This window comes from Bifidobacterium intestinale (genome assembly GCF_023656765.1).
GTDB lineage: Bacteria > Actinomycetota > Actinomycetes > Actinomycetales > Bifidobacteriaceae > Bifidobacterium > Bifidobacterium hominis.
This window is the reverse complement of the sequence record NZ_JAMOKR010000003.1, coordinates 113,278-137,371: the sequence shown is the minus strand read 5'-3', so window position 1 is coordinate 137,371 and position 24,094 is coordinate 113,278. Positions and strand designations below refer to the sequence as shown.

Below are 24,094 nucleotides of genomic sequence, written 5' to 3'. Positions count from 1 at the left end.
CTTGCGCAGACGCAGAACAGGACTTGTTCAGACAGGAATTAGCTTCAATTTGCCGGCAATTCCTGTGCGGGGCAGCCGTGCAGCACGGCAAGCATCGCTCGCTTTTCCTGCGTGGTGACGGTCAGTCCGTACTTGTCTTTCACGCCAATCTGCCGAGCCACGTAATCGCAACGGTATTCGCTGTTCGTCGGCAGCCAGTATGCGGCCGAAGCGGAACCCTTCTGCTGATTCGCCGGCCCATCCACGGCCAGCAGATTGTACATGTCATTGCCGAATTGGTACAGCTTCGTATGATCCCACGTGTTCGCGCCCGACTGCCATGCATTCTCCAACGCGACCACATGGTCGATCTGCACTGCCGAAGACGTTTTCACTCCGCGCACGAACTGAATGGTCTGACCGGTATATGGGTCATCGAGTGTACCCGACGCAACTTGGCAGCTGCGGCTGTTCTTATATTGCACGTCCGTCAAATCGCGGGCGAGCACATCTTCGCGTACGTCGCAACCATTGCCGTCGTCGTCGGTTTCTCGGAATCCGAACGCGTCGCGATCATATCCGGCTTTGCTGGGATTGTCATCGACCGTAAGTTTTTCCAACGTTTCCGCGGCAGTGCCGGTTGCCGTGTATTCGCCGGTAATCTCACCTACGGTCGGATTGACTTTCGGCAGAAGCATGCCGATAGTGACGCCGATTACCGCAACGACGACCAGCAGAATGAGAATGCGTTCTAGCGGGCCGTCAGCATTAATCCAACTTTTTTTGAACCGTTTGCCAGCCCGCTGAATATCACGCACATCTTGCTCAATATTCCGATAATTATAAGAATTACGATTATTCTTTCGTGCCATAAGTATTGAAATAATACATGCAACACACTGAAATTGCGGAATTGGGAATATCAGGCGTAAGTGAACGTCATCGGATCATGACCTGCGCGCGTCGGACCATCAAGCGCGTCAATCGCGGCATGCTCTTCAGGAGCAAGCGCGAAACCGAACAGATCGAGATTCTGCTTCTGTCGTTCCGCATGCGTCGACTTGGGGATGATGATTGTTCCATTTTCGATATGCCAGCGCAGAATCACCTGTGCCGGGGTGACCCCGTGCGCGGCTGCGATACGTTCGATCGTGCCATTTCCAGCGTTCAAATCAGCGCCGCGGGCCATCGGCGAATACGCTTCCACTGCAATGCCGTGCGCCTTGCAGTATTCCACAACCTCGCGCTGCTGCCAGGTCGGGTGCAGTTCGATCTGGTTGACGGCCGGATACTCACCGGTTTCCTCATACAAGCGGTCAAGATGTTCGGGCATGAAATTGCACACGCCCAGTGTGCGCACGCGGCCTTCCGCACGAAACTCCTGGAATGCCTTCCACGTTTCGCCGGAACGCCAGTTGAACGGCGTCGGCCAGTGCAGCATGTACATGTCCACGTAGTCGAGCTGCAGCAGACCCAGCTGCCGGTCGAACGCCTTGCGCGCGGAATCGTACCCCTGTTCCGAATCGCGCAGCTTCGTGGTCACCCACAGATTCTTGCGATGCTTGCCTTGCGTGAAGCCCGCATTGCGTAGCGCACGCCCCACACCGGCCTCGTTGTTGTATCCCGCGGCACCGTCGATGTGCCGATAGCCGGCTTCCAGCGCGCTCTCAACTACGGGAGTAACGCCCTCATCGTCGATGCGCAGTACGCCCAAACCGATCTGCGGAATCAGATTGCCGTCGGAAAGCGTAACCATCGGAGTATGGAAAGTAGCCATGGAAACAACCCCTTGAATCGAATATGCGATGTTCTCCACACCAGTTTAGCGGGAGGCGTAACGGCCGTAACAATTCCATGCAGGTAAGCGCGCTATAACGTTGCGCGGATATGGAGGACAATATGGATTCAAAGAATGCAATGACTACTCCGCAACCACAATCTCACCAGCATTACGGGCACGCGCTCGCCGGCATCCTCGGCCCCGCTTTTGTGGCTGCTGTGGCATACGTGGACCCAGGCAACGTGGCTGCGAATGTTACTTCCGGAGCCACATACGGCTATCTGCTGGTATGGGTGCTCGTTCTGGCCAACTGTATGAGCGTGCTCATCCAATACCAGTCAGCCAAACTCGGCATCGTCACGGGCCGGAGTCTGCCGGAGATTCTGGGCGAACGTCTGGGGGATGCCGGCCGGTTCATGTTCTTCATGCAGGCTGAAGTGATCGCCATCGCCACGGATCTGGCGGAGGTGATCGGCGGAGCGATTGCACTGAAACTGCTGTTCGGTCTGCCGTTGTTCGTCGGCGGCTGCATTATCGGCGCGATTTCCACGGTGTTGCTGATTTTCCAGAAGGGGCCTACGCATCGTCTTTTCGAGAAGATGATCATCGCGCTGCTGTTGGTGATCACGTTCGGCTTCATCGCGGGTCTTTTCATCGACCCGCCGAATCCCACGCAGGTGGCAACGGGCTTGATCCCGCGTTTCAAAGGGTCCGCGACCGTGCTCATGGCCGCCTCGATGCTGGGGGCCACGGTGATGCCGCATGCGATTTACCTGCATTCCACACTCGTCAATGACCATTATTCCGCGGGGCAAAAGAAGCCCGACATCAAGACGCTGCTGCATGGCAGCAAGGTCGATGTGGTATGGGCGTTGCTTCTGGCCGGCACGGTGAATCTGGCGCTGCTGATTCTCGCGGCGAATTCGCTGTATGGCGTGACCGGCACTGATTCGATCGAAGGCGCGCAGCATGCCATCGCAGCCGCTCTGGGCCCTGTGATCGGCACGATTTTCTCGATTGGACTGTTGGCTTCCAGCCTGAGCTCCACATCGGTCGGCACGTATGCCGGCGCCGAAATTATGCATGGACTGTTGCGGGTCAAAGCGCCGATGTGGGCGTGCCGCGTGGTGACGCTTGTGCCGGCATTGATTGTACTGTGGTTTGCGAAGAATCCGACGGAGGCGCTGATCATAGGGCAGGTGATACTGTCGATCGGTATTCCGTTCGCGATCATTCCGCTGATGAAATACACTCACGATCGCTCATTAATGGGCGACTATGTGGATGGTCCGGTGAAATTCGCGATCAATATGGTAGTTGTTTCGCTGATTGTTGCGCTTAATGTGATTCTCGTCTTCCTCACACTTTCCGGCCGCTCCTGATGCACATCCCGTTTTCTGTGTGGATTACGGCCGCCAAACATTGCAATGAAAAACCGTATGCCAGTGCTTGGTAGATGGTCGCCAATACCGGAAGCACGAAGAACGACATCATGGAAAGGAAAATAATGCGATCAAGATTCTTGCGATATGAGATCAACATGAAGAGGCATAATGCGATTCCCAAGACCGCAATTGCCTGCGAAAGAAGATAGTAGTTACCGCGATGGTAACGATTGTGGTCATCGAAATAGTAGAAAAGACCAGTGAATTGTGTGATGATGAGTAAAAGAATTCCGCTTGCGGACAATGCGTAGACGGCATACAATGCGGCTGGTTTGCGATGATTATGGTTGCTTACTGTCAACCAAATATAGGTTGTGAATAAACTCATGAAAATATAATTAATGCAGAATACGGAGAAATTAACGAGTTGCACCATGTAGTATGCGGTTTCTCCGGGATTGTTGAGAAAATACTAGCTGAGCGCGTCGGCTCCAAGAAGAAGCATGCAGGCGATCTGCATAAGTATTTTGATGCGAGTGCGTCTGGTTTTTGTGGTGTGGCAATGAGAATTCCGCCTGTGCAAATCAGGCATATGAAAATGCCCCACAACTCCATGCAGATGTGGAACATGGCTCTAATTGTCATCATTACCCTCCGGCACTGCCTACGCCGAAAACTTGCCTACCGTTTTGCGTGTCATGATGCCTCTAAATGGGGGAGTGTTACCCCGAAATGACAAAAACAGGGATTCGTAAGCGAATATCCAGAGGAACGCCACCGGAATGCTGCCATGTGCCGCAATGCTGCCATGTGCCGCCACGCTGCCTCACAATCCACTCAGTAAGCGCAATTTCGCAGTCCTCAAGCATCCATGTCATATGGGCTGTCATATAGTTTTTTGCGTTTGAATGTGGAGAAGGTGATTGATGTCAGCGAAGCGGAACATGTCCCGAGCGCTTATTCGCGAGGAATCGTATCAGAACGGTCATTTAACGCGCACGGCGTTCATTTCCATTGCGATTCTTACATTTATTACGTTCGTCGGTAATTTCACGCAATTGCAGCTAAGCGCCGCGTTGCCGACGATTGTCAGCGATTTTGGTATTTCCGTTACGACCGGTCAGTGGCTGACGTCGATTTTTCAGCTGGTCATGGGCGTGATGGTGCCGCTTACGGCATACCTTACGAGGCGTTTTTCGACGCGCGAAATCGTGCTTGTTTCCATGGTCGTGTTCACGATCGGTTCACTGTTCGCTTGGCTTGGTCCAACTTTTTTGATGGTGCTGATCGGGCGTTTGCTTGAGGCGGTTGGCACGGGTGTGATGTGGCCGGTGTTGCAGATCACGGTGTTTTCGATTTATCCGCTGTCTCGCCGTGGTTTCGCAATGGGTACGGTTGGCATGGCGATGAGCGTGGCTCCGGCGATCGGCCCGACGCTTGGCGGCGTGCAGACGGATTTGAACGGTTGGCGTTCAATTTTCCTCACGTTGACCATTATCGGCGTAATTTCGCTGCTTCTTGCCTATTTTGGATTGCATAATTTCGGTGAGAACGATAAAACCGCGAAGGCTGACTTTTTTTCTGTTGGACTGTCTGTTTTCGGCTTTGGCGGCTTAATGTTCGGCTTTACGAATATTGAATCGTATTCGTTTGCAAATCCGATGGTTTGGCTGCCAATGTTGATTGGTATCACGGGAATTATTTGGTTTGTGTTCCGCCAGATTCATGGCGCTCGCAGGCAGAGTGAAAATCCTGAAGCGCAGCCGCCGTTGCTGAATTTGAGCGTGTTGAAGAATCGTAGTTTTACTGTTGGCACGATAACGGCCGCGCTTTCGTTCTTCGCGTTCAGTTCGATTATGGTGATCATGCCCCTGTATATTCAGGATTGCCGCGGCTATTCCGCTGCAATTAGCGGCCTAGTGATGCTTCCCGGCGCGCTCGGCCAGTGCATTTCGCAGTTTTTCGGCGGCAAAGTGCTTGACCGTTTCGGCGCACGCCCGGTGGCGTTGGTCGGCACGATTACTTTGTGTTTCGGCACGGTCATGATGAGTTTGATTTCCATGACCTCGTGGATTTGGTGGGTATCGATTTGGCAGTTTGTGCGCCAGATCGGCATGGGTTTCGTGTTGATGCCGATCACCACATGGTCGCTGAACTGTTTGGAACCGGAAGAGGTGAGCGCCGGATCCGCGGTGACGAATACGGTTCGTCAGATTGCGGGCGCGATTGGCGCCCCGGTGTTGGTTATTCTGATGGAGACGTTCACTTCGTTGCGTTGGGCTGCGCTCGGTGGCAAAAAAGCCGTGTATGCGGCTGCCAACGTGTTCGGCATTCAGTGGGCGCTTCGTGTCAGTGCGGCAATCTGCTTCGTGATGGTGCTGATGGTGTTCTTCGGCGTGCGCGGCCAGGGTGCCGGTTCCACCCATGAAACCGTGCAGCGCGCCCTCAACCGCATGCGTGCCGTCTAGCTGCGCATGCTGCGACGGCTATTCTTCCTCGTTGGGCTTGTATCCCACCACGCTGAGGGCCACCACGCCGGCGCTGGTGTGCACGAACACGTTGGCACGACCGCCCACAGCTTCAAGGCCTTCCACCAAGTGGGAGATCGGCTCGGAATCAAGTACCGGCAGTACCTGTGCCACGCCGTCTTCGTCGGTGACTGTTAGCGTGTCGTCCAAATATCCGGAGGCGAGCGTTTCGTCGATGGCACTTTCGAATTCGGTTAGCTTGCTGATTTCCTCTTCGGCAGCCTTGTTTGCGGCCACTTCCACAGCTTGCGCCACTTCTTCTCGTATTGCTTCTTCGCTCATGATTGCCTCTTTTGTTAAGCACCGTTTTGCAACCTATAGATTATCGGATGAACGTATCAGAACGATTTTAAATGCCGGAAAGTGTCCATATAGTGACACTCTTGTGAAGGCGTCATCCTACATGCGTGCTTCAGATATTTGTGAGCGGTAATACTTCCGTTTACCCCGTTATTGCTCCGTAGGCTGCGTCGACTCCCCCTACTATTACACTGGGGAATCCGAAGTGCTTGCAAACAATTAGGGAGCGAAACGGAATATGAACGGCGCGTCTGACCAGCCTGAAGAATTCGGTGTCCATCCTGAACGGGACCGTCAGGAGGAACCGCAATCCGGCACCGACGCCACCGCCAGCGCAGACTCCGACGCCAGCGCCGGCTCCAGCTCAGCCGCCCCGCATTCCCGCCGCGTGCGCCGCCGCATGAGCGCCGAGCATATTCGCCAAATCAAGCGCAAACGTCGCCGTCGCAAGATCCTAATCGGCGTGCTCGTGATAATCGCAGTCCTTGCCGTTTTCGCCGGCGCGTTCGTATGGTCGGCGTTGCAGGCGAAAAACGAGTTGCGGCAGGCGGTGTCGAGTGCGCAAGGCTTGCAGCAGACAATCGTCGATTCCGACAAATCCAAGCGTGAGGAACAGGTCAACACGTTCTCCGATCACGTGAGCAAGGCTTACAAGCAGACGTCTTCGCCGCTCTGGCAGTTGGCGTCGGTCGTACCGTATGCGGGCGATGATATTTCCGCCGTGCGTACCATGGTGGCTGCCATGGAGAATGTTTCGTCGCAGGCATTGCCGCAATTATTGCAGGCGGCCGACAATATTGATCTGAATAATGTTCACGTGGAAAATGGCACGATTGAAATTTCCGGATTGGAAGCGTCTCAACGGCCGCTCCAAATCGCGGACGATACAATCGACAAGGCCACGCGGGAAGTGAAAACCGTGAAAGCCGTGAAAACCCCGCATATCGCGCAGATCGCGGACGCCTTGAAAACCGCGGAAACGTATTGCGAAAAACTTGACAGCATGGTGCATTCCTTGAATTCCATCGTGCGGGTGTTGCCAAGCATGTTGGGTACGGAAAGCCATGCGAATGATGCTCCGCGCAATTATTTGATTCTTGCGCAAACGAATGCGGAGGCGCGCCCGTCCGGCGGTCTTACAGGATCACTCGGTCTGGCCACGGTGCAGAGTGGTCACGTGAGCTTGCAACCGTTCGTTTCCGATTCGGAAATTCAGAATGCCGACGAGCCGGTTGTGGATTTGACTGCCGAGGAACGTTTGCTGTTTACCGACAAGCTTGGCAAGGATATTCGCGACGTGAATTTCACGCCTGATTTTCCGCGTACCGGCGAGATTGTGAGCGCCATGTGGAATCGCCAGTATGGCGTTGCGGTTGATGGTGTGATTGCCATTGATCCGCTGTTCCTGCAGAACATGCTGGCGGTGACCGGTGGCGTTGCCATGCCTGACGGTTCGACGTTGGATGGTGCGAATACTGCCCAAACGTTGCTGCATGACGTGTATGCGCGCATGGCTCCGCAGGAGACGGACGAGTATTTCGCGGTTGCCGCGCAAGCTGCGTTCGACCATATCATGCAGAATGCGGGCAATTTCAAATCGTATGTCAAGGCGCTTTCCACGTCTGTTGAGCAGGGGCACGTGATGGTGTGGAGCGCGCATGAGGATGAGCAGAATCTGATTGCCGATTCCGCTATTTCCGGCAAATTGATTACGGAAGGTGCAAAACCGCAGGTCGGCGTGTATATTTCCGACGAAACCGAGTCGAAAATGGACTGGTATTTGCATCGCGAAGTGACCACTGAATTCCAGAAGGTCGCGCGAAACGGCGCGAACCAGTATACGGTGCATATCAAGTTGCAGAACACCATGACGGCGGAAGAAGCGGCTTCCGAAGCGGAATATGTGACTGGTGGCGGAAATATCGTTCCGAAGGGCCAGATCAAGACGGCATTGTTCATTTACGCGCCTGCGAACGGTCGTTTGGTGGATTGGAAATTTCAGAATGCCGACGATTACAAGGGTGTGACTTTGCATAATGGCCTGACCGTGGGCGTAGGCGATGTGACCTTGCAGCCCGGCGAATCCTATGAGATCACCGTGCACGTGCAGTCCGCCCCGGATACGGATGAGCCGCTCACCCTTCGTCAGACCCCGTTGATTGAAGGTCGCTAGACAGTTCTATAGGCAGCTTAAGCAGCCAAACAGGCGGCCGGCAAACGGTCAAATTGTCAAGCAAGAGGCTAGACAAGTCATCTTGCAACAGGGTGAGTATGGGTGAGTATGCGGGTATATGCGGGTATATGCGTATGTAATCTCACGTTCGTGAAACGGACACCAACTTTTCATCCGTTCTTGCCACGCGTTTCGCGTTATCTGCTCAAAAGCAAGTGTTTCCAATAGTAATTTAACCGCAAAGGCGAGTTGGGGGTCTGCTTTTTTAACAGGGCTTATGATACTATCTCTTCATAGAGGGAACCCCCTTCTTTTCGGGGGAGGGCGATGTGGTTAGTAGAGGGAGAAAAGTCATGCAAAGCGGTTTCCGCCGCTCTGAGCAGGGTTCGGATCAAGTAGTGAGAACCCAGGAAATCCATATCGTTTCTTCTGACTCTCGTCGTCAGGATCAGAAGCAGGAGCGGCATCAGTCGCAAAACAACAGCCCTCAGTTTGAGCCGATGACGTTTTCGAACACGCCATTTTCCGTTGGTGAAGATGAGAGGCGCAAGGGCAGGCGGAGTCAGGTTGTGCCCGCATGGCGTTATTTTTTTGTCATTTGCCTGGTGATGGTCGATCTTGCGGTCATGCTGATTTCGCTGTCCATCAGTCTTTGGGCCAATGATGCCGCATATAATGCCATCAATGGGGCCATGCCGTTCTGGCTGTTCCTCATCTGCTTCAGTCTCATCTGGGTGTTGAGCCTCACTTTTGCTGGAACGTACCATCGTCATGTGATGGCGGAAGGCTACGAGTTGTATGCGAAAATCATCAACGCGTCGCTGCTCACCATCATCACTTACTGCTCGCTTGCTTTTATTTTCAATCTTTCCTTGCCGCGAACCGCGCTTATTGTCGCTCCGATCATTGCATTCTTCCTAGAAGTCATCGCCCGTTGGCAGATGCGTCAGTGGCAGCATCGCAGCCGTCAGAAGGGCGCCTGCAAGTATAAGACCGTGGTGATCGGCTCTTCCGACGGTATCAATCGTGCGTTGCGTACCATGCGGGACTACTCCAATTGGGGTTATTCGCCGATTGCCGTGTGTCCGATCGAAGTTGACGGTAATGAGAAAGACGCTTATGTGGTCACGCCGTTCGACCCTGATCCTTCCATTGAAGGTGCCGACAAACTGAAGGTGATCCCGTTCAATGCCGCTTTTCCGCGTACGTGCGAAAGCTTGGGTGCACAGGAAGTGTACGTTGCCGACGTGCTTTCCCGTGATTCCGAAATGCTGCATGGCATTTCGCTTGCGGTCGAATCCCTTGGCATGGAGCTTGCGTTGGCCGTGTCTCTGGCAGATGTGAGCGGTCACCGACTGTACTTGCGTAATACCGTCGAACAGCCTGTATTGCTGGCAAGTTTGCCGCAGTATACGAATACGACGTACGTGATTAAACGCCTGCTGGATATCGTTGGTTCGGCTTTCGCGCTGCTGATTTCCTCGCCGCTGATGTTGGGTACGGCGATCGCCATCAAGCTTGATGACGGTGGTCCGATTTTCTTCTCGCAGAAGCGTATCGGTTTGCATGGCAAGCCGTTTACCATGTATAAATTCCGTTCCATGGTTACCAATGCGGAAGAATTGAAGAAGAAACTTGCCGAAGAAAATGGACAGACCGATCGTTTCATCTTCAAAATGAAGGATGATCCGAGAATTACGAAGGTTGGTCGTTTTATTCGTAAGACTTCGTTGGATGAATTCCCACAGTTCTTCAACGTTTTGAAGGGCGACATGTCTTTGGTTGGTCCTCGCCCGGCTTTACCGGAAGAGGTTGCCCGCTATGGTTCCCTTTATTCCGCGCGACTGCTGGTTAAGCCTGGTATTACCGGTCCGTGGCAGGTTTCTGGCCGTTCGGATCTTTCGCAGGAACAGAGCGAATATCTGGACGTTTCCTATATCGAAAATTGGTCCATTGCAGGCGATCTTGCGATTCTCGCAAAAACCGTGCTCGTGGTCTTCCGCGGCACCGGATCTTACTAAATTCCGCAGTACTTTTCGCACGAATCGTCGTGCAAATCAGAGCGCTCCCTCCCGGAGCGCTCTTTTTGTATTTCCTGACTTGTGCAGGCGGGGGATGTGTTTTTGTGTGGTGGAGTTTGTTTGGTTGCGACCGCGCTGTTTTTAGCCATGGCTTTGCTTGTTTGGATTCAGCCTCACTTGCTTCTTGATGGGAAACAATTATTTGTCATACGTATTTTTTTTTCATTTTATATGATGAATTTATTTTTATGGGGAATATTGTAATACTCATGTGAAACAGATTCAACTTATGTGATGAGGTCCACTATAACTAAAGATTGTCTTTTGATATATCTCATATAAGATTTGGATTTTCAAAATATGTAATTTGCTTTCCTTTGCGCATTGTGAGATAATTAATGCAACATGGCGCCATGATTTCTGTAACGTCATCCCTCACAGCTGAGGGTGGTCCCACGCACTTCGGTGCGGATTGAAATATGCAACAGAACCTATACAAGGAAATAATCATGCGCAGTCATGAGAAGCGGGCGAACATGTGTCCGCAAGCAAAAAGCAAGTATTTGGTTTCGGTGGTGCTGACCGCTGTTTTCGCGATCGCGTCGCTGTTTGGAGCGTTGCTGTTCTCTGCAGATGCGGTTGCCGATGCCGCCGAATCTCAGGCGGTCGCGCAAGTGGGCAACGCAACCTACGCGAGCGTGCAGGAGGCGATCGGCCGAACAACATTGAAGAACACGACGGTCACATTGCTGGCCGACGTGACGGAAAGCGTTACGATTACGCCATCGAGAGGCGTGCGAAGCGTAACGTTTGACTTGAACGGGCATGCGCTGCAAGTCGCTGAATCCGGTGGAGCTGCCGGGCTTGCTGCGATCACTGTGCCTGCGAACATGCAGCTTACCATTGTCGGTCCGGGAACGGTTGCTGGTGGAAGCCGCCCTGCGGTCAATTGCCGTGGCGCATTGCGCGTGGAAAGTGGCACGTTCACTTCAGATGCGACGCTGATGCGCTTCGCCGAAACGGATGAGACTTCCGCGCAAGGCAGTTTTTCGGGCGGAACGTTCACCGCGCCGACGCTATTCAACTTGCTGGATGACGCTAAAGATCTTGGCTATGTGACCGTTCGCGGTGGCGAATACCGGGGTATGATTCCAGCTGGACTGAACACGCTCGCCTTGTTGAGCGGCTCGTTCTCCGACTCGTCGAATCTTGCGCCGTACTTGGCTGACTCGCTTGGGCTGATTCCAGACGATACTAGCGGTGACGGTACGGGCGACGGAATGTTCCATGTCGGCGATCTGGCGATCTCCAGCAAGCAGACTTCGGTTGAATTGGATCCGGCGAGCGGCCTTCAGCAGCTGAGTGCTGACGACCTACTGACCTTGACAGGAACGCAACTGAACGGCATTGCCGACTACCGTCTTGTGGTGGATAGTGACCAGTTGCAGGTGTTGAACGATCAGATCGATCGCGCAATGCAAGCGGTTGGGAAGAGGAAAGCCTTCGAAGCCGTGAGCCAGAACATCACCATCACCGCCGTGCGCAACACGTCGGATGAAGACTTTACGGATGCAAATGCGGTCCGGTCTTCCGGGATGCCGAACGGAGCTTCTTCGCGTGGCATTGCCGACCCGAGTGGGGGAGCAGGCACACAGTTGCGTACCTCCGATCATGATGGCGTAAGCGCCCAAGTGACGGCAACCATCAAAGCCGTCGCCAAGCCAGAAGAGCCAGAAGAGCCAGAAGAACCTGGCAAACCCGGCGATCCAGGAAAGCCAGCGAAGCCGGAAATGCCTCGCTCCGGATCCGCAGTGCAGGCGCTCTCCATCATCTCGCTGCTACTGGTGATCGCTTCCGCAATTTGCGTATACGCAGCGGCCCGTCTGCGGTCGTCTCGTCTGCACAACTAGTATTTTCCGTCCTTTTCTTGAGCTGCGTAGACGCAAAACGCAAGTAATGCAGACATGAAACCACACTCCGGCCATCGGATACGAATTTCTTCAATCCGATGATCGGAGTGTTGCACTTACAAATTGAATTCGGGCCATCAGGTCCCGTACGGCCGCAACGCTATGATTGCCCGTATGACTGATGAAGTGTTTACTCCTCGTAACATCATTGTGACCGGTGGCTGTGGTTTCATCGGGTCGAATTTCGTGCATTACGTGTACAACAATCATCCCGACGTTCATGTGACGGTGTTGGATGCGTTGACGTATGCGGGCAACCTGGAGAACATCAGGGGCATTCTGGGCGACCGCGTGGAGTTCGTGCACGGCAACATCTGCGACGCCGAGCTGCTCGACAAAATCGTTCCGGGGCATGACGCGATCGTGCACTACGCGGCGGAATCCCACAACGACAACTCGATCGCGAACCCGGAGCCGTTCCTGAAGACCAACGTGGAGGGCACGTTCCGCCTGCTGGAGGCGGCCCGCAAGTATGATGTGCGCTACCATCACGTCTCCACCGACGAGGTGTACGGCGATCTCGCGTTGGACGATCCGGCGAAGTTCACGGAACAGACCCCGTACCATCCGTCCAGCCCGTACAGCTCGACGAAGGCGAGCTCCGACCTGCTGGTGCGCGCCTGGCACCGCACGTTCGGCATCCGTGCCACCATCTCCAACTGCTCGAACAACTACGGCCCGTACCAGCACGTGGAGAAGTTCATCCCGCGCCAGATCACGAACATCCTCGAGGGATTGCGCCCGAAGCTGTACGGCAACGGGGAGAACGTGCGCGACTGGATCCACACGGACGACCACTCCACGGGCGTGTGGACCATCCTGACCAAGGGCCGCTTGGGTGAGACGTATCTGATCGGCGCGAACGGGGAGCGCAACAACATCACGGTGCTGCGTGACATCCTGACCGTGATGGGCCAGGATCCTGACGCATTCGACTGGGTGAAGGACCGTCCCGGCCACGACCGCCGCTACGCGATCGACAGCACAAAGCTTCAGACCGAGCTCGGCTGGAAGCCGACGCACACGGATTTCCAGAAGGGTCTGGAGCAGACCATCAAGTGGTACACGGACAACCGTGCCTGGTGGGAGCCCGCGAAGGCCGCTACCGAAGCCAAGTACAAGCAGCAGGGACAGTGAGTAGATAGAGGGGAGTTCTACCGTTTGGTGGCTCCCCTCAGTCGCCTTAAGGCGACAGCTCCCCCTCGGAGAGGGGAGCCAGGGATTAAGGGGAATGTATGGCATTTGAATTCGAGAAGGAACTGAAGGTCACGGAGACGAACATCCCGGGCCTGTTGGTGTTTGACCTTCCGGTGCACGGCGACAACCGTGGCTGGTTCAAGGAGAACTGGCAGCGGGCGAAGATGACCGCGTTGGGGTTGCCTGATTTCGGTCCGGTGCAGAACAACATCAGTTTCAATGCGGTCAAGGGCGTGACCAGAGGTATTCACGCGGAGCCGTGGGACAAGTACATTTCGATCGCGGCCGGTGAGATTTTCGGTGCGTGGGTGGATTTGAGGCCTGGCGAGAGCTTCGGCCAGGTGTTTACGACGCGTCTTGACCCGAGCAAGGCGATCTATGTGCCGCGTGGCGTGGGCAACAGCTTCCAGGCGCTTGAGGACGGGACCGTGTACACGTACCTGGTCAACGCGCACTGGAGCCTGGAGCAGAAGAAGACGTACACGTTCGTGAACCTCGCGGACCCGGAACTGGACATCGATTGGCCGATTCCGTTGGAGGAGTCCGAACGCTCCGAGGCGGACCTGCATCATCCGATGCTTAGGGACGCCAGGCCGATGGAGCCGAAGCGCACTCTGGTTACGGGCTGCAACGGCCAGCTGGGCCATGCGGTCCGCGCGTACGCGGAGGCGCATGGTCTGCGTGGTTTCGAGTACACGGACATCGACGAGTTCGATTTCTCCGATCCGGCCGCGTACGACAAGTACGACTGGAGCCTGTACGGCACGATCATCAACGCGGGCGCGTACACGGCGATCGACAGGGCGGAGACCGCGGAGGGACGTCCGGTTGCGTGGAAGGCGAACGCGCAGGGCCCGGCCCTGCTCGCCCGGGTGGCGAAGGACCATCACATCACGCTCGTGCACGTGAGCTCCGACTACGTGTTCGACGGGACCGCCGAGGAGCATGCGGAGGATGAGGCGTTCGCCCCGTTGGGCGTGTACGGGCAGACGAAGGCCGCCGGCGACATCGCCGTGGCGAACGCTCCCGAGCATTACATCCTGCGCTCCAGCTGGGTGATCGGCGAGGGCCGCAACTTCGTGAAGACGATGATGGGCCTGTCGAACCGCGTCGCTGATGAGAACGACGGTCTGGGGCAGGTGACGGTGGTGGACGACCAGTACGGGCGCCTCACGTTCACCAGGGACATGGCCGAGGCGATCTTCCACCTGCTCGACAGCCATGCTCCCTATGGCACGTATAACCTGACCGGTTCGGGCGCGGTCAGGAGCTGGGCGGACATCGCCGCGGAGGTGTTCGACCTGACGAACGGCAACGGCGACAAGGTCAAGCCGATCTCGACGGCCGAGTATTTCGCGAACGCGGGGAACTCGGTCAGCCCGCGCCCGGTGCACAGTGCGCTGGCGCTCGGCAAAATCGAGGCCGCCGGGTACACGCCCGCCGACTGGGAGGAGACGCTCAGGGAATACGTGGGCGGGGAACTCGATAGGTAGCCCGATTGGCGTGTGCGGCGACATGCCGTCGACACGCCAATTCCAGTGGGGAAACCGCGCAGAATGGTCTGCGCGGTTTTCTGTTTCCACGGTATGTTGGCTAAGCTGGTGTGTGCTGATTACGACTGTGAGGAAAGCGGGTCCCTATGAAGGGTATTATTCTGGCCGGTGGTTCGGGCACGCGGCTGTATCCGTTGACGACGGTGACATCGAAGCAGTTGCTGCCGGTGTACGACAAGCCGATGATCTACTATCCGCTGAGCGTGCTCATGATGGCGGGCATCCGGGACATCCTCATCATCTCCACGCCGAAGGACCTGCCGAATTTCGAACGACTGCTTGGCGACGGCGGCCGGTACGGCGTGAGATTCTCCTACAAGGTGCAGCCGTCCCCGGACGGTCTGGCGCAGGCGTTCCTGTTGGGCGAGGAGTTCATCGCGGGCGAGCCGTGCGCGCTCGTGCTCGGCGACAACATCTTCTATGGCAACGGACTGGGTGCCACGCTGCGCAAGGCGAAGGCGAAGGCGGAGAACGGCGGGGGCGCTTCCGTGTTCGGCTATTACGTGGACGATCCGGAGCGTTACGGCGTGGTCGAGTTCGATGCGGACAAGAAGGCCGTGAGCATCGAGGAGAAGCCGAAGCATCCGAAGTCGAATTACGCGGTGACCGGTCTGTACTTCTACGACGAGCGTGTGGTCGAGTTCGCCAAGCGGGTGAAGCCGTCCGCACGCGGCGAGCTGGAGATCACCGATCTGAACAGGATGTACCTGGAGGATGGTTCCCTGAACGTGCGTACGCTGGGTCGTGGCTATGCGTGGCTGGACACGGGCACGATGGATTCCCTGTATGAGGCGGGCGAGTTCGTGCGCACCGTGCAGCGTGCGCAGGGCCTGCCCATCGCGGTGGCCGAGGAGATCGCGTACGAGAACGGGTGGATCACCCGCGGGCAGCTGCTTGAGGCCGCCGAGAAGTACGGCAAGAGCCCGTACGGCAAGCACCTCAAGGACGTGGCCGACGACAAGATCATTCTTAAGAAGAAGGTGCCTTCACTGCATGGATGATTTGTCTTTCCAGGCTAAGAGTAAGAGGGCTATTCGCTGTTTGTGGTGGGTGATGGTCAGGTGGTGGTGACGGCTTTGAGGCCGAGTTTGCCGCAGGCCAGGTAGGTCATGGTGGCGAAGCAGTCCATGTTGCGGAAGCCGCGGGCCCGTTTCTTCACGTTCTGGATGACGCTGTCGACGCCCCGGGCACGGCGTTGGCACGGGTGCTCGAAGTAGGCGACGATCCGCCGCGCATGGGGCAGATGCTCGCGGATGCCCTTCCGGAAAACCCAGGCTCATGTCGCAGGCGGCCGGACGCACATACTCCGGGCCTCCGTCGTGGTCCATGAAATCCCTGGCGAACCGTTCGACCGTGGCCGGGTCCCTGCCGGGGGCCACGTCGGTCGCGTCGTGTTCCACCAAGTCGGCGACCACGGTGATGCAGTCGTGGCCTTTGCGGCCGGTCTCGTCGATGCCGACGGCTTCCGCTCCCGTGTGGTCCTCCAGCCTCCTCGCCTCGTCGACGTAGCGGGCGACGGACCGCCGCAGGCGGGTGTCGGTCTCGTCGACCTGTCCGGCGAGCGTGCCGGCGGGCAGGTGGCGGGCCATCTCCACGGCCCGCGCCTCGAACAGGAGCGTGAACCCGCTGCCGGGCCCGGTCCACGGGGCGGACACCGTCCTCACCCCGTGCACGGGACAGGTGACGCGGGGCAGTCCGGCGTGGATGAACGCCTTGTACTGGAAGAAGTCCGGATGCCGCCACACGCGTTCCCTCGTGTCATGCACCGGGTAGGCGTCCTCCCGGCAGCCCGTCCCGGGGCAATGGAAGCGCACCGGGCTCGAAACCGATCACGATGTGCAGCTCCTGACGGCCGTCTCCCGCGTCCCTGAAATCCACGGATCCGACCTTCCAGGGAGACTGCAACTGGAGCGCGGCGGTGAACAGGTGAGAGGTGTCCATGCCTCCAACCTACCCGACCGGCATCACCCCACACCCAAACCACCCACCACAAACAGCGAAAGGCCTCTTTTTTCTCATTCAGAAATGTCTGGAAAACCGACAGGATCAGATTTCAAACACAGTTTTTAAGTCACGAACAAGCAAAGTGTTTATGGAAACCCGTGAAGAATAACCCCCTAAGTGCGCGAGGGGGGCTGGGTGTGTCTAAGGGGGATGCCAAAATTGACTTTGGCAGATAATGAACGGGGTTTGGCAGTTCCTGCGCGGTTCGCGTTGCGCGTGAAAAAAACACCAATTCGGGGTTCATTTGGAGGGAAAGGACGGGACTCGCATGCCGACCACAGGTCGATCGATTGCAAATAACGGTCGTTATGTCAGCTTTTGGTTGGCGTGATTTTTCTCCAGGGTGTCGGACATGAAGATCACGTTTATTGGGCATAAGAGGATTCCGTCTCGTGAGGGCGGGGTCGAGATCGTGGTGGACGAGCTGGCCACGCGCATGGCCGCGTTGGGCGAGCAGGTCGTGGCGTATAGCCGCAAGGGGCATAACGTCGCCGGCGCGGAGTTTGACAACGAGTCGAACATCTCGGACGCACCTTATTTATATAAGGGTGTGCGGGTCGTGCCCGTCACGACCATCGAGGCCAAGGGGCTGGCCGCGCTATCGTCCTCGTTCTTCGCCACGTTGAAGGCCCTCAAAGCAAGGCCGGACGTGATTCACTACCACGCGGAAGGCCCATGCGTTCCCCTTCGTCTCGCACACTGGGCCGGCATTCGAACGGTCGCCACGATTCACGGCTTGGACTGGCAGCGAGCCAAATGGGGCAGGCTCGCCTCTCTGTATTTAAAGCTTGGCGAACGGACTGCGGCCACGTGCGCGGACGAGGTAATCGTGCTGAGCCGTGGTGTGCAGCAGTATTTCAAAGACACATACGGGCGGGAGACACGTTTCATTCCCAACGGCATTGCGCCGGCAGAATCCGTTTCTCCTGACGTGATTGCTGACAAGTGGAGTCTGGAGAAGGATTCCTACATTCTGTTCTTGGGACGCATCGTACCGGAAAAGGGCGTGCATTACCTCATCGAAGCGTTCAAGCGATTAGACACTGACAAGAAGCTCGTGATCGCGGGCGGCGCATCGGATTCCGCCGAATACTACGAGTCGATTAAGCAGGCCGCTACCGGAGATCAGCGCATTATTCTGACCGGGTTTATTGAAGGACGTGAACTCGAAGAACTGTATAGCAACGCATACATATATGTATTGCCCAGTGATTTGGAAGGTATGCCAATGAGCCTATTGGAGGCAATGGCTTACGGCTGCTGCTGCCTGACCTCCAATATTGCTGAATGCGCTGATGTGCTGTGTGATGAGTCCGGAATGATGCATGGAGTCACGTTCCGACATGGCGATGTGAACGATTTGACCGACAAACTCGGTGAGTTGCTCGTAGACGTGGGTAAGGTACGAAAAATCAAGACCGGCGCGGCCGGCTATATCACTGGTCGCTATAGCTGGGACAAGGTTGTTCAAGCGACCCTCAAGCTCTACCGAGGAGCAGATAAATGAGGATTTTACTGGTCAACAAATATTTCTACCGCAAAGGCGGTGCTGAAACATATTTCTTCGCGCTTGCGGAGGGATTGAAAGCACTCGGCCATGAGGTTGCGTTCTTCTCCATGCAGCACCCAAACAATGAGCTGAGTTATTGGAGCAAGTATTTCGTATCCGAAAAGGACTACGTCGGCAAAATTTCCGCGTTCAAAAAAGTGAAGGAAGCGGCGACGCTGGTGTATTCCTTCGAAGCGAAGCGCAAGTTTGAGGCGCTGCTCGAAGAATTCCAGCCAGACATTATTCATATAAATAATGTGCATCGCCAGCTCACTTTGTCGATTCTGGATGCGGCTTATTTGAAGAAGCACCGTGTTCCGGCGGTGTATACAGCGCACGACTATATTCTGCTGTGCCCGGCTTACACGATGGTGGACGGTTCCGGCAAGGTTTGCGACGATTGCCTTGACCGTCACTTCTTCCATGCGGTGAAGAAAACTTGTGTGAAAGGATCGAAAGCGAAGAGTGGTCTGGCGTTCCTTGAAGCGGAATTCCTGAAGAACCATCATTCCTACGACAAGATCGACAAAATTATCGCCCCCAGTGAATTCATGAAGCACAAGCTGGATGAGGGTGGATATGCCGGCAGAACCGTGGCCATGCAGAACTTCCTGACCACCAGCCAAATGGACATGGCGCATAAGGTAGCCAACACGAATAAGTTCAATACCGTTGAGCCGTATTTCTTGTTCTTTGGTCGACTTTCCAAAGAAAAAGGCATCCTTACATTGGTGAGGGCGTTCCTGCGGGCTGCAGGCTTGATGAATAGTGGGGTTGCAGGCAGCAAACTCCCAGCCAATTGGACCTTGCATATCGTCGGCGATGGTCCTGAGCGCCAGGCTATCGAAAATCTCATCAAATCAGCCGGCCCTGAAGCTGAACGCCGTATCAAACTTCTTGGCTACAAGACCGGAGAGGATCTTCAGCGCGAGGTCGGCAATGCCCGCTTCAGCGTGCTGTGCTCCGAATGGCGGGAGAACATGCCTTATTCAGGTTTGGAATCCCTGGCAGCGCAGACTCCAATAATCGGCGCGAATATCGGAGGAATTCCCGAGCTTGTGGTGGAAGGGAAAACCGGATTCAGGTTTGAATCCGGGCAGTTAGATGATTTGGCAAACCATCTATTGCAAGCGTCAGCACTCAATGGTGATGAATATGCAGTCATGCAACAGGAATGCGGCGACTATATCAATCGCAGAGCTCAACAAAGCCTTTATATCCGTTCTCTTGGGGAACTATACATGCGCTGTTTGCAGATTCCAACCCAGCAAAGGGATGTCGAGGAGGAGAAATGAAGAACACAATTGATTTGCATAATGCCGCTGTGCTGGTCACTGGCGCTGCGGGATTCATCGGCTCGAATCTTGCAAAGCAACTGCTTGATTCCATTGAGGGGATTCATGTTATCGGTTTCGATAATGTAAATGATTATTACGATGTGCGTCTTAAGGAATATCGCCTTAACCAGCTCTCTCATTATGAAGGGTTCACTTTCATCAAAGCTGATTTGGCAGATAAAGACGCAGTAAATGATGTATTCGAGCAATACCGCCCTACCGTTGTGGTGAATCTTGCCGCTCAAGCTGGTGTGCGATATTCCATCACGCATCCTGATGCTTATATTCAGTCGAATCTGATTGGTTTTTATAACATTCTTGAGGCTTGCCGCCATCATCCGGTGGATCATCTTGTGTATGCATCTAGCTCCTCCGTATATGGATCCAATAAGAAGGTTCCATATTCCACGGATGACAAGGTAGATAATCCAGTGAGCCTATACGCTGCTACGAAAAAGTCTGATGAGCTGTTGGCACATGCCTACTCAAAGCTGTATGACATTCCTTCTACGGGCCTGCGTTTCTTTACCGTGTATGGACCTGCCGGACGCCCTGATATGGCGTATTTCGGTTTCACCAATAAGCTTCGCGCAGGAGAAACAATCAAGATTTTCAACTATGGCAATTGCCGACGTGACTTTACCTATGTTGATGACATTGTTGAGGGCATTCTGCGCGTGATGCAAGGTGCGCCTTCGAAGCAGACAGGAGAAGATGGTCTGCCGGTTCCGCCTTATGCGGTGTACAACATTGGTAACGGGCATCCGGAAAACCTGCTCGAATTCGTCACTATTCTGCAGGAGGAGCTTCTACGAGCCAAAGTGCTTCCTGCAGATTACGACTTCGAATCTCATAAAGAGCTGGTCCCCATGCAACCAGGCGATGTGCCGGTCACGTATGCGGATACTGCGGCCTTAGAACGCGATTTTGGCTATAAACCTTCAACTCCGCTGCGTGAAGGCTTGCGTCGATTTGCCGAGTGGTACAAGACCTTCTACCTCGATGACTCTGATAAATAGGGCATTCGATTCGCTATTCCAGTCATTCACGTAGTTCATAACACATTTTACAAGAAGGGATGAAAAAAGAGATGAAGGATTTTGATTCATTGAAGATTGCCGTTGCTGGTACCGGTTACGTTGGCTTGAGCTTGGCTACGCTTTTGGCGCAGCATCATCAGGTTACCGCGGTGGATATTGTTCCTGCGAAGGTCGACATGATCAACGCCCGTAAGTCCCCGATCCAGGACGATTACATCGAGAAGTACTTTGCGGAGAAGGAGTTGGACCTCACTGCCACGCTGGATGGTGAAAGCGCATACCGCGACGCCGATTTCGTGATCATCGCGACTCCTACCAACTATGACAGCACGAAGAACTTCTTCGACACCTCTGCGGTGGAGGCCGTCATCAACCTGGTGATGAAGGTGAATCCGACCGCGATCATGGTCATCAAGTCCACCATCCCGGTCGGTTACACCAAGTCGATTCGTGAGAAGACCGGTTCCAGGAACATCATCTTCAGCCCGGAGTTCCTGCGCGAATCCAAGGCACTGTACGACAACCTGTACCCGAGCCGCATCGTGGTCGGCACCGACCCGGAGGACCGGCATCTCGTCGAGGCGGCCGAGACGTTCGCCAAGCTGCTGCAGCAGGGGGCCATCGAGGAGAACATCCACACGCTGCTCATGGGCTTCACCGAGGCCGAGGCCGTGAAGCTGTTCGCCAACACGTATCTGGCACTGCGCGTCTCCTACTTCAACGAGCTCGACACCTACGCCGAGTCGAAGGGCCTGAACACGCGCGAGATCATCGACGGCGTGTGCCTCGACCCGCGCATCGGCACGCATTACAACAACCCGAGCTTCGGTTACGGCGGCTACTGCCTGCCGAAGGACACGAAGCAGCTGCTCGCCAACTACCAGGACGTGCCGGAGAACCTCATCCAGGCGATCGTGGATTCGAACACCACCCGTAAAGACTTCATCGCCGACCGCGTACTCGAGCTTGCTGGTGCCTATGGCCCCAACAGCGAATGGGATGCCAGCAAGGAACATGAGACCGTGGTTGGTGTGTATCGCTTGACCATGAAGTCCAACTCCGACAACTTCCGCCAGAGCTCCATTCAGGGTGTGATGAAGCGCATCAAGGCCAAGGGTGCGACGGTTATCATCTATGAACCCACGCTCGAAAACGGCTCTACCTTCTTTGGCTCCGAAGTGGTCAACGACCTTGATGAGTTCAAGAAGCGCTCGCACTCCATTGTCGCGAACCGTTATGACTCTTGCCTCGATGACGTAAAGAACAAGGTCTACACCCGCGACCTGTTCCGCAGGGACTAAACAGCACATATACCAATATAAGCAAGGACGTATCGATATGGGTGAGAGTATATGTTTCATTATGCCAACTATGGACGGTGGCGGTGCCGAACGAGTGGTCTCTATTCTCTCTGGCGAATTCGCTCGTAGTGGATGTGATGTGACGTTGTTCTTAACTAACAGCACTCATACCGCGTATGCTTTGGACAAGCGCGTCCATGTCGATACATCCTGCGCGGAAAGCAACCCGAATTCCCTTGATCAGATTAAAGCTATTCGGGCGAAGATGAGAGCGATGCCGAATACGGTATTTATTTCCTTCATGGATAGTCAAAATTTGTTCACTCTAATAGCGGGAATTGGTATGCGGAACCGCATAATTATCTCCCAGCGTAATGATCCACACCGTGCTTTTGGAAAGCGTCGGCTGGTTAGGGCTATTCATCCGTGGCTATATGCTCTTGCGGACTGCGTGGTATTCCAAACACAGGATGCACTTGAGTATTACCCCAAATATGCAGCTGGTAAGTACCGTGTGATTCTTAATCCTCTCAATAATAGCATGCTGCCACGCTATGAAGGTGAACGATCCAAGCGAGTGGTTACCGTTTGTCGTTTGAATGAGCAGAAGAATTTGCCGCTCGCCATTGATGCGTTTGCAGAATTCCGCACACGGTTCCGCGACTATACCTTCGAGATTTACGGCGAAGGCGCACTGGAAAATGAGCTAAAGCGTTATGCAGTTTCCCGAGGGGTTGGCGATAGCGTCCATTTCTGTGGCTTCCGGAAGGATGTTCATGCCTGCATTTTCGATGCCGCCATGTTTGTTATTTCCTCGGATTTTGAGGGACTCTCGAATTCAATGATTGAAGCTATTGCGTTGGGAATTCCGACGATTGCTACGGACTGCCCAATCGGTGGGGCCCGTATGGTCATTGACAATGGCGTAAATGGATATCTTGTTCCGGTTCGGAACAAGGAGCGCATGGTTACGGCTATGTGCAGTATTGCAGGCGATACTGGTGTGCAGGAACGCTTTAGCAAAGCTGGCGTGCGGTTGCGTGAACGTTTGTCGGTTGACTCTATTTCGAAGCAGTGGCTTTCGGCCATTAAAGAGAAATAAGACATCAAGAATATCAAGGAGAAAATCATGAAGATTTTGGTTACCGGTGCTAATGGATATTTAGGGCGCGGTGTGGTTGATGAGTTGCTTAAGCGTGGAAACGAGGTAATCGCCACAGACTTCGCCTGTGACCATGTGAATTCTGCGGCTCATTGCGTGCCCGGAGACATCTTTTCGATTGAAGATCCCTATACGTACTTCGGCGAGCCCGATGTGGTGTTGCATCTGGCTTGGCGCGATGGTTTTGTACACAATTCGAATGCGCACTTTGAGGATTTGCCTAAGCATGTTGCATTCCTGAAAAAACTGTGCGAATCCGGAATCCAGCAAGTGGCGTGCATGGGATCGATGCATGAAATCGGATTCCATGAAGGCAGCATCAACGCTCACACCCCATGCTGGCCGATGAGCATGTATGGAATCGCCAAGGATGCGCTCCGTAACGCATTGCAGACCATAGCGTTGCAGAACAAAGTAAAGTTCCAGTGGCTTCGTGGATATTACATCGTCAGCGATACGCAATATGGCAGCTCCATTTTCTCAAAAATCGTTGCGGCGGAAATCGAAGGTAAGAAAGAGTTCCCGTTCACCACAGGTCAGAACCAGTATGATTTTCTAGATTATCCCGATTTCTGTCATCAAGTTGCCGCGGCGGTGAATCAGGATGAAGTGTTGGGGATTATCAATATCTGTTCCGGTAAGCCCGAAAAACTTGCTGATAGGGTGGAACGGTTTATTGCCGAGAATGGGTTCTCCATCAAATTGAAATATGGTGCATTCCCTGATCGGCCCTATGACTCCAAAGCCGTGTGGGGCGATGCTTCGAAGATTACCCGAATCCTCGATACGGAACATTGATTTTCCATTTTTTCGCA

The 24,094-nt window shown here is 54.7% G+C and carries 18 protein-coding genes and 1 pseudogene; 14 read left to right on the top strand and 5 right to left on the bottom strand.

All coding sequences use genetic code 11. The features are described from left to right. Positions 1-44: 44 nt before the first annotated feature. A complete protein-coding gene (locus NBH13_RS05265; RefSeq protein ID WP_250779197.1) occupies positions 45-851 on the bottom strand; it encodes an HNH endonuclease family protein in 807 nt (268 codons plus the stop codon). 50 nt (positions 852-901) lie between these two features. Next, positions 902-1,756: an aldo/keto reductase gene (locus NBH13_RS05260; RefSeq protein WP_250779196.1), complete on the bottom strand. Its 855-nt coding sequence runs from the start codon at positions 1,754-1,756 to the stop codon at positions 902-904. Between the two features lie 122 nt (positions 1,757-1,878). Here NBH13_RS05260 and NBH13_RS05255 point away from each other — a divergent pair, with 122 nt between their 5' ends. Then, on the top strand, positions 1,879-3,141 hold the full coding sequence (locus tag NBH13_RS05255; protein ID WP_250779195.1) for an Nramp family divalent metal transporter: 1,263 nt from the start codon (positions 1,879-1,881) through the stop codon (positions 3,139-3,141). On the opposite strand, the gene NBH13_RS05250 is transcribed toward NBH13_RS05255, so the two are convergent. Next, positions 3,119-3,532, bottom strand: a complete 414-nt coding sequence (locus tag NBH13_RS05250) for a hypothetical protein (protein ID WP_180753747.1) — start codon at positions 3,530-3,532, stop codon at positions 3,119-3,121. The genes NBH13_RS05255 and NBH13_RS05250 overlap by 23 nt on opposite strands. A gap of 538 nt (positions 3,533-4,070) precedes the next feature. Between NBH13_RS05250 and NBH13_RS05245 the strand changes: the two genes are divergently transcribed. Next, positions 4,071-5,612, top strand: a complete 1,542-nt coding sequence (locus tag NBH13_RS05245; protein ID WP_250779194.1) for an MDR family MFS transporter — start codon at positions 4,071-4,073, stop codon at positions 5,610-5,612. An 18-nt stretch (positions 5,613-5,630) separates the two neighbouring features. Here the strand turns inward: NBH13_RS05245 and NBH13_RS05240 are convergent, their stop codons facing one another. Continuing rightward, entirely contained in the window at positions 5,631-5,954 is a 324-nt protein-coding gene (locus tag NBH13_RS05240; protein ID WP_180753373.1) for a hypothetical protein, read from the bottom strand. Positions 5,955-6,210: 256 nt separating this feature from the next. Here NBH13_RS05240 and NBH13_RS05235 point away from each other — a divergent pair, with 256 nt between their 5' ends. The 6 genes from NBH13_RS05235 to rfbA all read left to right on the top strand — a co-directional run bounded on the left by NBH13_RS05235 (position 6,211) and on the right by rfbA (position 15,887). After that, the gene (locus NBH13_RS05235; RefSeq protein WP_250779193.1) at positions 6,211-8,145 is read left to right on the top strand and encodes a DUF4012 domain-containing protein; all 1,935 of its coding nucleotides are present in this window, start codon (positions 6,211-6,213) and stop codon (positions 8,143-8,145) included. A 353-nt stretch (positions 8,146-8,498) separates the two neighbouring features. Beyond that, positions 8,499-10,166 carry a sugar transferase gene (locus NBH13_RS05230; RefSeq protein ID WP_250779192.1) on the top strand — a complete coding sequence of 556 codons (1,668 nt, stop codon included), beginning with the start codon at positions 8,499-8,501 and terminating at the stop codon, positions 10,164-10,166. A gap of 509 nt (positions 10,167-10,675) precedes the next feature. Further along, complete coding sequence (locus NBH13_RS05225) at positions 10,676-12,076, top strand: hypothetical protein (RefSeq protein WP_250779191.1); 1,401 nt, start codon at positions 10,676-10,678, stop codon at positions 12,074-12,076. A 174-nt stretch (positions 12,077-12,250) separates the two neighbouring features. Next, complete coding sequence (rfbB, locus tag NBH13_RS05220; RefSeq protein ID WP_250779190.1) at positions 12,251-13,273, top strand: dTDP-glucose 4,6-dehydratase; 1,023 nt, start codon at positions 12,251-12,253, stop codon at positions 13,271-13,273. Between the two features lie 98 nt (positions 13,274-13,371). Beyond that, positions 13,372-14,826: a sugar nucleotide-binding protein gene (locus NBH13_RS05215; protein WP_250779189.1), complete on the top strand. Its 1,455-nt coding sequence runs from the start codon at positions 13,372-13,374 to the stop codon at positions 14,824-14,826. A 146-nt stretch (positions 14,827-14,972) separates the two neighbouring features. Then, the gene (rfbA, locus tag NBH13_RS05210) at positions 14,973-15,887 is read left to right on the top strand and encodes a glucose-1-phosphate thymidylyltransferase RfbA (protein ID WP_099595028.1); all 915 of its coding nucleotides are present in this window, start codon (positions 14,973-14,975) and stop codon (positions 15,885-15,887) included. Between the two features lie 56 nt (positions 15,888-15,943). On the opposite strand, the pseudogene NBH13_RS05205 reads toward rfbA, so the two are convergent. After that, a pseudogene (locus NBH13_RS05205) lies at positions 15,944-16,827 on the bottom strand (transposase). Positions 16,828-17,242: 415 nt separating this feature from the next. Here NBH13_RS05205 and NBH13_RS05200 point away from each other — a divergent pair. The 6 genes from NBH13_RS05200 (at position 17,243) to NBH13_RS05175 (ending at position 24,077) form a co-directional block, all read left to right on the top strand. After that, positions 17,243-18,397 carry a glycosyltransferase family 4 protein gene (locus NBH13_RS05200; protein WP_240821812.1) on the top strand — a complete coding sequence of 385 codons (1,155 nt, stop codon included), beginning with the start codon at positions 17,243-17,245 and terminating at the stop codon, positions 18,395-18,397. Further along, positions 18,394-19,734 (top strand): glycosyltransferase, encoded by a 1,341-nt coding sequence (locus NBH13_RS05195; RefSeq protein ID WP_250779188.1) that lies wholly within the window; start codon positions 18,394-18,396, stop codon positions 19,732-19,734. Before NBH13_RS05200 ends, NBH13_RS05195 begins: the two co-directional genes overlap by 4 nt. Next, a complete protein-coding gene (locus tag NBH13_RS05190; RefSeq protein WP_032744860.1) occupies positions 19,731-20,795 on the top strand; it encodes an NAD-dependent epimerase/dehydratase family protein in 1,065 nt (354 codons plus the stop codon). Before NBH13_RS05195 ends, NBH13_RS05190 begins: the two co-directional genes overlap by 4 nt. Positions 20,796-20,884: 89 nt before the next feature. Then, positions 20,885-22,117 (top strand): nucleotide sugar dehydrogenase, encoded by a 1,233-nt coding sequence (locus NBH13_RS05185; protein ID WP_250779273.1) that lies wholly within the window; start codon positions 20,885-20,887, stop codon positions 22,115-22,117. A gap of 37 nt (positions 22,118-22,154) precedes the next feature. Continuing rightward, positions 22,155-23,219, top strand: a complete 1,065-nt coding sequence (locus NBH13_RS05180) for a glycosyltransferase (protein WP_250779187.1) — start codon at positions 22,155-22,157, stop codon at positions 23,217-23,219. 27 nt (positions 23,220-23,246) lie between these two features. After that, the gene (locus tag NBH13_RS05175; protein ID WP_008783645.1) at positions 23,247-24,077 is read left to right on the top strand and encodes an NAD-dependent epimerase/dehydratase family protein; all 831 of its coding nucleotides are present in this window, start codon (positions 23,247-23,249) and stop codon (positions 24,075-24,077) included. The last annotated feature ends 17 nt before the right edge of the window (positions 24,078-24,094 follow it).

What these genes read in the sequence shown, in the direction of transcription:
- NBH13_RS05215 (WP_250779189.1), top strand. Translation starts at nt 13,372, where the DNA reads ATGGCATTTGAATTCGAGAAGGAACTGAAGGTCACGGAGACGAACATC.
- NBH13_RS05240 (WP_180753373.1), bottom strand. Translation starts at nt 5,954, where the DNA reads ATGAGCGAAGAAGCAATACGAGAAGAAGTGGCGCAAGCTGTGGAAGTG.
- NBH13_RS05195 (WP_250779188.1), top strand. Translation starts at nt 18,394, where the DNA reads ATGAGGATTTTACTGGTCAACAAATATTTCTACCGCAAAGGCGGTGCT.
- NBH13_RS05230 (WP_250779192.1), top strand. Translation starts at nt 8,499, where the DNA reads ATGCAAAGCGGTTTCCGCCGCTCTGAGCAGGGTTCGGATCAAGTAGTG.
- NBH13_RS05255 (WP_250779195.1), top strand. Translation starts at nt 1,879, where the DNA reads ATGGATTCAAAGAATGCAATGACTACTCCGCAACCACAATCTCACCAG.
- NBH13_RS05235 (WP_250779193.1), top strand. Translation starts at nt 6,211, where the DNA reads ATGAACGGCGCGTCTGACCAGCCTGAAGAATTCGGTGTCCATCCTGAA.
- NBH13_RS05265 (WP_250779197.1), bottom strand. Translation starts at nt 851, where the DNA reads ATGGCACGAAAGAATAATCGTAATTCTTATAATTATCGGAATATTGAG.
- NBH13_RS05180 (WP_250779187.1), top strand. Translation starts at nt 22,155, where the DNA reads ATGGGTGAGAGTATATGTTTCATTATGCCAACTATGGACGGTGGCGGT.
- NBH13_RS05190 (WP_032744860.1), top strand. Translation starts at nt 19,731, where the DNA reads ATGAAGAACACAATTGATTTGCATAATGCCGCTGTGCTGGTCACTGGC.
- rfbB (WP_250779190.1), top strand. Translation starts at nt 12,251, where the DNA reads ATGACTGATGAAGTGTTTACTCCTCGTAACATCATTGTGACCGGTGGC.
- NBH13_RS05245 (WP_250779194.1), top strand. Translation starts at nt 4,071, where the DNA reads ATGTCAGCGAAGCGGAACATGTCCCGAGCGCTTATTCGCGAGGAATCG.
- rfbA (WP_099595028.1), top strand. Translation starts at nt 14,973, where the DNA reads ATGAAGGGTATTATTCTGGCCGGTGGTTCGGGCACGCGGCTGTATCCG.
- NBH13_RS05225 (WP_250779191.1), top strand. Translation starts at nt 10,676, where the DNA reads ATGCGCAGTCATGAGAAGCGGGCGAACATGTGTCCGCAAGCAAAAAGC.
- NBH13_RS05260 (WP_250779196.1), bottom strand. Translation starts at nt 1,756, where the DNA reads ATGGCTACTTTCCATACTCCGATGGTTACGCTTTCCGACGGCAATCTG.
- NBH13_RS05250 (WP_180753747.1), bottom strand. Translation starts at nt 3,532, where the DNA reads ATGAGTTTATTCACAACCTATATTTGGTTGACAGTAAGCAACCATAAT.
- NBH13_RS05200 (WP_240821812.1), top strand. Translation starts at nt 17,243, where the DNA reads ATGAAGATCACGTTTATTGGGCATAAGAGGATTCCGTCTCGTGAGGGC.
- NBH13_RS05175 (WP_008783645.1), top strand. Translation starts at nt 23,247, where the DNA reads ATGAAGATTTTGGTTACCGGTGCTAATGGATATTTAGGGCGCGGTGTG.